Source organism: Mesorhizobium sp. M1E.F.Ca.ET.063.01.1.1 (assembly GCF_003998155.1).
Taxonomy (GTDB): domain Bacteria; phylum Pseudomonadota; class Alphaproteobacteria; order Rhizobiales; family Rhizobiaceae; genus Mesorhizobium.
In genome coordinates, this window is sequence record NZ_RZSC01000373.1 from 1 (window position 1) to 5,706 (window position 5,706).

Below are 5,706 nucleotides of genomic sequence, written 5' to 3' on the forward strand. Positions count from 1 at the left end.
CGTCGGCGGAGCCGTGTCCGAGGACCTAGGCGAGGCCGCGCTCAAGGCGCTTCAGATCGACCGCGCTGAGGCGCGCCAGCGCGCCATGCGCTACAGCTGGAAGGCCTGCGCCGAAATGTTCCTCGACGCCGTCGAGGAAGCGTTGGGGATGCCGCGCAAGCTGGCCGCCTGATAGGGCCCCTTCACATACCTGTGCCGCCGGCGACGTTTCCCTTAAATCAATCCCACTGCCTCTTTGAGTCTTTTGTACACCAATACCGATGATTTCATTTTCAATTTGGGGGCCGAAGGTTTAGATTTTCTCCGCTTTACACCGTCTCTAGATGGAGCTGCGCTTGCCTGCCCTCCTTGCAATTAATAATTTTCGTTGGAAGGTGGCGGCGCTTTTAATAGCATCTTTGATTTATTTTATTGCCTATTCCATTCGCACCAATCACTGGCTATTGTTGATTTTGCCTGTTTTAGTGATATTGATTTGCATGATATCTACTTGGGACAAGAGGGGGAATTTTAAAAACCTGGTTATGTCTTTTGTATATCAGATAATATCTTACTTAATTCTCGGGATTGGCATTCTTGCGGATGAAAGAAGTCTCTTTATAATATTGTTTTCGTCAGTTTTATATATTTTTGGCGACACAGAAAGGATACGGAAGCCTAGCTAGGTAACACGCCGCCTAGCGAGAGCTTGCGCTATAGTTAATTGCAGTGCATTATTCTGCATGTGTAGTTCGCTGCGGGATTGACGCCGATGTCAACGCTGGACGAGTTGCCTGCCGTATTGCCAACGCGTCGCCTCTTGCGCATCGGCAAGACCGTTGCGAGGGTGCTCGGCTATTGCCGTGCGAATGCCTGGCCGCTCTTCGTGGCCGCCTGGTTTCCCTGCTTTCTGACGGCGCTCTGTCTGGCGGCGCTTGCGCTTGTTCTTTTTGCCGATCCGGAGCAGGTGCCCGCCTGGCTTCTATCGCGTGGCTTTGACTCCAGGACTTGGCTTTCCGCGATTGTTGCCGCGCCGTTCTCAGCGATGGTCTTTGCATTCGTTCTGGATCACATGGCAAACGCGCCCGAGCATGGCCGTGTCGTTGTTCGGCGCGGCATTGAAAGTACTAGACGCTTCGCTATCCCGGGCATACGCTTTGAGCTTAGCCAGCGGATTCTCTTGGCTGCGTTGCTTCTCGCGGCCGTCCAGCTTCTTAGCGGCTTTGCGGTCGCCGGCGAGCACAGACTGCTCGTCGCCGGCCTGCTGGCCACACATGACCTGCCGCTCAGTCCTGAGGACATCACGCCCTGGGTGTCGGCGATGGGAGTCTTCAACCTGTTCGCGGGCGGTTTCGTGCTTGCCTGGACATATCTGTTTGTCGGCGATTTTCTCTGGACGGGATCGTTTGATCCAATCGGGTGCTGGCGTGCGCTCCACGGCAATCACCTGCGTTTCGTCGCCATAATGCTCATCGTTCTCGCAATAGTTGCCATGCTCAAATATGGGCTGGTCCTGGCCGCAGGCCTGATCCTGATCCCCGCGGATGCCGCGCCGCCTTCCTTCTTGAGCCTCATGCTGTTGCATTTCGGACTCGCCTGGCCGTTCGACGTCCTCCATCTGGTGCTCTCAGCCGCAACGGTCGGAACCATTTTGGGCGCATTTCGGCCCGCAGCCATCGCCTCAATCCGGCCGGCTGCAGCGGCGCTATGATGCGCCTGCCCGGGCCTCCTGGCGGCGCTGCGCTCGGCGAGGTCGAGTTTGATCAATCCGCCGGCTGCAGCGCAGACAACTGCGGATGACGGCAGCCTGCTCGCCAATTTTAGAACAGTCGCCCGCCGTCCGGGACCTTGCGCTCGATGGCGCCGAGCACCACGGCTCCTTCCTCGTCGGGAAAGCCCAGCGTCAGCACTTCCGACATGAAGGGGCCAATCTGGCGCGCGGAAAATTCACCACCGCGAAGACCTGCCGGCCGATCAGCGTTTCCGGAGCGTAGTATTTGGTGATCTGGGCCGATGACTTCTTCACCCCGATGGCCGGGCCGAAATCGATCTTCAGCTTGAACGCCGGCTTGCGCGCCTCCGGAAATGGCTCGGCCTCGACGATCGTGCCGGCACGGATATCGACACGGTCGAAATCGGCGAAGCTGATCTCGGGCTTGCGCCCGCTGCTGGAACTCATCGCTGGCGTCTGCTTGGTTCAGGCGTTTCCGTGGGTCTCGAAGAGCACGCTGGACAGCGCGTCCTTGGCCGATGTACCGGACCAGACGACGAACTGGAAGGCCTGGAAATAGCATTCGCAGGCCTCGAGCGCCGAGGACAGCAGCACCTCGACCTGCTGGCTCGACGGCTCGACCCCACCGGCAAGCAGCAGCGACTGCCTGAACATGATCGCGCCCTCCTGCTCCCACAGGTCGAAATGGCCGAACAGCATTTGTTCGTTGATGAGCGACAACAGCCGCATCACTTCCAGCGCGCGCGTTTCCGGCACCTTGATGTCGAAGGCGCAGGCCAGATGCAGCGCCTCGAAATCCTCCATCCAGGAGAAGGAGACATGATAGTCGGTCCAACTGCCGGTCACCGAAATCGAGATCTCGTCGTCGCCGGCGCGCTCGAAGGACCAGTCATTGTTGTGGGCCACCTGCTCGATGACATCCACCGGGTGGATTTCGCGGGAGAATTCGAGTTCGAGAAGTTCCATGGAATGCTTCCTGTGTTCAGGGGAGCGCCACACGCTCCGCGGGGCACACACGACGAACAATCTTGTCTAGAACTCGGACGGCCAGGAACTTCTCAAACGCAAAGACTCCAGACCGGACCCCACCGCCCGGCGCATGATCCCTGCTCCGAATCATGCAACAAATTCAGTCTATTGATCGGGAGTCGCGTGAACAGCCCAATTTTTCGCACTGCGTCATTCGCATGTGGAAAGGCGCTGTCAAAAAGATTCATGCAATGCCGGTAAGCGATTCACGGCAAAGCGATTTTCCGGATCGCGCTTTGTGGAAAAGTTTAGCGATTATTTTTTTGATCTGGGCTTCGCCGCGGCCGCCGGTGCGGTCTGCCCGGTCAGTTCGGCGAGCTTGGCCTCGAGCGCCTCGACGCGCGCCGCAAGCTGGATGCTGTCTTCCCTCGCCTTGACAGCCATCTCGCGCGCGGCCTCGAACTCTTCACGCTGAACCACTTCCATGGAGTTGAGCAGGCGCTCGGCCTGGCTGCGGAAGGCGGTCTCCATCTCGCGCCGAACGCCCTGGGCGGCCCCCGCTGCATCCGTCATCAGCTTGGCGAATTCGTCGAGAATGCGGTTCGGTCCGTTCGACATGGCAAATCCTCGCTTGCTGATTTTTCACGTAGTGGCGAGCGGCGCGGAATGCAAGCGCATCCGATGCGGACTTGCTATTCCTGCTAGCTGGCCATTCCAATAACTATTATTATAGAGTGAACCCTCTCAAAGGAGGCCGTCATGGCGATCAGTGCAGACCTGGGGCACCGGCTGGAAGATGTTGTGAACCGGCTCGTCAGCACCGGCCGCTACAATTCGAAAAGCGAGGTATTGCGCGAAGGCGTTCGCCTCGTCGAGGAGCGAGAGAAGCGCCTTGCCACCCTCGATGCGGCACTCGCCAAAGGCATTTCGGATGCCGACGCAGGCAGGTCGACGCCAGCAGAGGAAGTGTTCGACCGTCTTGAGGCGAAATACAGGGCGATTGCAGAGAAGGGCAAGTGAGGCCGCTAACCTTCACTGATCAGGCCAAAGCGGACCTTGAGGCCATAGCCAACCACATCGGGCTCGACAATCCACTTCGCGCGGTGACCTTCATCCAGGACCTGCGCGACGACTGCTTGCGATTGCGGACCATGCCGGAGCGGCATCCAGTCGTGGAACGATACCGGTCGTCGGGCGTCCGTCGGCGCGTTCACGGCCGCTATCTGATCTTCTATCGCGTCAGCACAGGCGCGGTGGAAATCCTGCATGTCCTGCACGGCGCGATGGACTTTGAGAATATTCTATTCCCCGAGGATTGAGGTCGCGGCAGCCGCCTTGACCCCGCCAAAACCCTGCCGCATGGTCCGCGCCCGATAGACGACCGCAACCGGGAGACCCCAGTTTGAGCGAATATTTCCTGCTGCCACTGGCCTCTCTGCCCTTCCCCAACATCGATCCGGTCATCATCCATATCGGACCGCTGGCGGTGCATTGGTATGGCGTCGGCTACATCGTCGGCATCCTCTTTGCCTGGTGGTACGCAAAGCGGCTCGTCACCAACGCCAGCCTTTGGCCGGACGGCAAGCTGCCGATGAAGCCCGAGGACCTCGACGATTTCATCGTCTGGGCAGCGATCGGCGTGGTGCTCGGCGGGCGGACCGGCTATGTGCTTTTCTACGATCTTGCGCGCTACATCGCGCATCCGCTCGACATCTTTGCCGTCTGGCAGGGCGGCATGTCGTTTCATGGCGGGCTGCTCGGCGTCATCCTCGCCATGACCTTGTTCTCGCTCAAGCGCGGCATCCACACTTGGACGCTGTTCGACGTCGTCGCGGCTGGCGTGCCGGTCGGCCTCGGACTGGTGCGCGTCGCCAATTTCATCAATTCTGAGCTCTGGGGGCGACCGTCGGATGTGCCCTGGGCGATCGAATTCCCCAATGGCGGCCCGTTTACCCGGCATCCCAGCCAGCTCTATGAGGCGCTGCTTGAAGGCCTCGTGCTGTTCCTGGTGCTGCGCTTCCTCACCCATTCTCGGCTGAAGCTGAGAACGCCGCGTTTCGTCGGCGGCGCCTTCATCTGCGGCTATGGTTTGTCGCGCATCTTCGTCGAGCTCTTCCGCGAGCCCGACCAGCAGCTCGGCTACCTGCTCGGCACCAACTGGCTGACCATGGGTATGATCCTGTCCTCGCCGATGGTGCTCGCCGGCATCTGGGCCATGGCGACTGCGAAGCCGATGACGCAGCCGCAGGCAGCATGACCCGCCTGAAGGACCGCATCGTCGACCTGATCGGCGCCGTGGGGCCGATCCCGGTCAGCGAATACATGGCGCTCTGCCTGTTCGACCCCAAGGACGGCTATTACACGACGCGCGAGCCCTTCGGCCCTGCCGGCGACTTCGTCACCGCGCCCGAGATCAGCCAGATGTTCGGCGAGCTTGTCGCCGTCTGGCTTTACCAGGCCTGGCAGGGCGCCGGCCGGCCGCTTCCCGCCACCTTCGCCGAGATCGGCCCCGGCCGCGGCACACTGATGAAGGACATGCTGCGCACATGGTCGCGGCTCGACCCGGTGCTTGCAGCCGGCGCTTCCTTCGCCATGATCGAGACCAGTCCGCGCCTCATCGAGATCCAGAAAGCGACGCTTGCCAATCAAAATGCAGCCCTGAGCTGGCACCGGACCATCGACACCCTGCCGCACCAGCCGCTCTTCATCGTCGGCAACGAGCTGTTCGACGCGGTGCCGATCCGCCAGTTCGTCCATGTCGGCGCAGGCTGGCGCGAGCGGATGGTCGGCCTCGACGATGCCGACAATCTCCATTTCTTTGCCGGCGCCGGTTCCGTCGACCCGGCGCTGCTGCCGTCGGGCGCGGCGGACGCGCCGCAAGGCGCGATCGCCGAGGTGGCGCCGGCCCGCGCGGCGTTGATGTCGGCGATTGCCGAGCGCATCGCCGGCCGCGGCGGCGCCGGGCTCTTCATCGATTATGGCCATCTTGAGCCCGGCATCGGCGACACATTGCAGGCGCTGCGCAG

7 protein-coding genes and 2 pseudogenes are annotated in these 5,706 nt (G+C 60.7%); 6 read left to right on the forward strand and 3 right to left on the reverse strand.

Annotated elements, in window-relative coordinates:
* Both EOA29_RS44060 and EOA29_RS22870 read left to right on the forward strand, forming a co-directional pair.
* A pseudogene (locus EOA29_RS44060) lies at positions 1–172 on the forward strand (glycosyltransferase family 1 protein); the annotation flags it as partial.
* Between the two features lie 579 nt (positions 173–751).
* A complete protein-coding gene (locus tag EOA29_RS22870; RefSeq protein WP_245464904.1) occupies positions 752–1,690 on the forward strand; it encodes a hypothetical protein in 939 nt (312 codons plus the stop codon).
* Between the two features lie 109 nt (positions 1,691–1,799).
* On the opposite strand, the pseudogene EOA29_RS22875 reads toward EOA29_RS22870, so the two are convergent.
* From EOA29_RS22875 to EOA29_RS22885, 3 genes and pseudogenes are all read right to left on the reverse strand, one after another.
* A pseudogene (locus tag EOA29_RS22875) lies at positions 1,800–2,158 on the reverse strand (tRNA-binding protein).
* 18 nt (positions 2,159–2,176) lie between these two features.
* Entirely contained in the window at positions 2,177–2,677 is a 501-nt protein-coding gene (locus EOA29_RS22880; protein WP_040970944.1) for a YbjN domain-containing protein, read from the reverse strand.
* 318 nt (positions 2,678–2,995) lie between these two features.
* Complete coding sequence (locus EOA29_RS22885; protein ID WP_126092388.1) at positions 2,996–3,298, reverse strand: accessory factor UbiK family protein; 303 nt, start codon at positions 3,296–3,298, stop codon at positions 2,996–2,998.
* Between the two features lie 141 nt (positions 3,299–3,439).
* On the opposite strand from EOA29_RS22885, the gene EOA29_RS22890 reads away from it, so the two are divergent.
* The 4 genes from EOA29_RS22890 to EOA29_RS22905 form a co-directional block, all read left to right on the forward strand.
* On the forward strand, positions 3,440–3,700 hold the full coding sequence (locus EOA29_RS22890; protein WP_126092387.1) for a type II toxin-antitoxin system ParD family antitoxin: 261 nt from the start codon (positions 3,440–3,442) through the stop codon (positions 3,698–3,700).
* Positions 3,697–3,999, forward strand: a complete 303-nt coding sequence (locus tag EOA29_RS22895; RefSeq protein ID WP_126092386.1) for a type II toxin-antitoxin system RelE/ParE family toxin — start codon at positions 3,697–3,699, stop codon at positions 3,997–3,999. Before EOA29_RS22890 ends, EOA29_RS22895 begins: the two co-directional genes overlap by 4 nt.
* A gap of 83 nt (positions 4,000–4,082) precedes the next feature.
* Positions 4,083–4,937: a prolipoprotein diacylglyceryl transferase gene (gene lgt, locus EOA29_RS22900; protein WP_127221591.1), complete on the forward strand. Its 855-nt coding sequence runs from the start codon at positions 4,083–4,085 to the stop codon at positions 4,935–4,937.
* A partial coding sequence (locus tag EOA29_RS22905) for an SAM-dependent methyltransferase (protein WP_127221593.1) occupies positions 4,934–5,706 on the forward strand: 773 nt, incomplete at its 3' end. The genes lgt and EOA29_RS22905, both read left to right, overlap by 4 nt.

Excerpts from the sequence above, each read along its gene's own strand:
- EOA29_RS22870 (WP_245464904.1), top strand. The coding sequence starts at position 752 with ATGTCAACGCTGGACGAGTTGCCTGCCGTATTGCCAACGCGTCGCCTC.
- EOA29_RS22880 (WP_040970944.1), bottom strand. The coding sequence starts at position 2,677 with ATGGAACTTCTCGAACTCGAATTCTCCCGCGAAATCCACCCGGTGGAT.
- EOA29_RS22885 (WP_126092388.1), bottom strand. The coding sequence starts at position 3,298 with ATGTCGAACGGACCGAACCGCATTCTCGACGAATTCGCCAAGCTGATG.
- EOA29_RS22890 (WP_126092387.1), top strand. The coding sequence starts at position 3,440 with ATGGCGATCAGTGCAGACCTGGGGCACCGGCTGGAAGATGTTGTGAAC.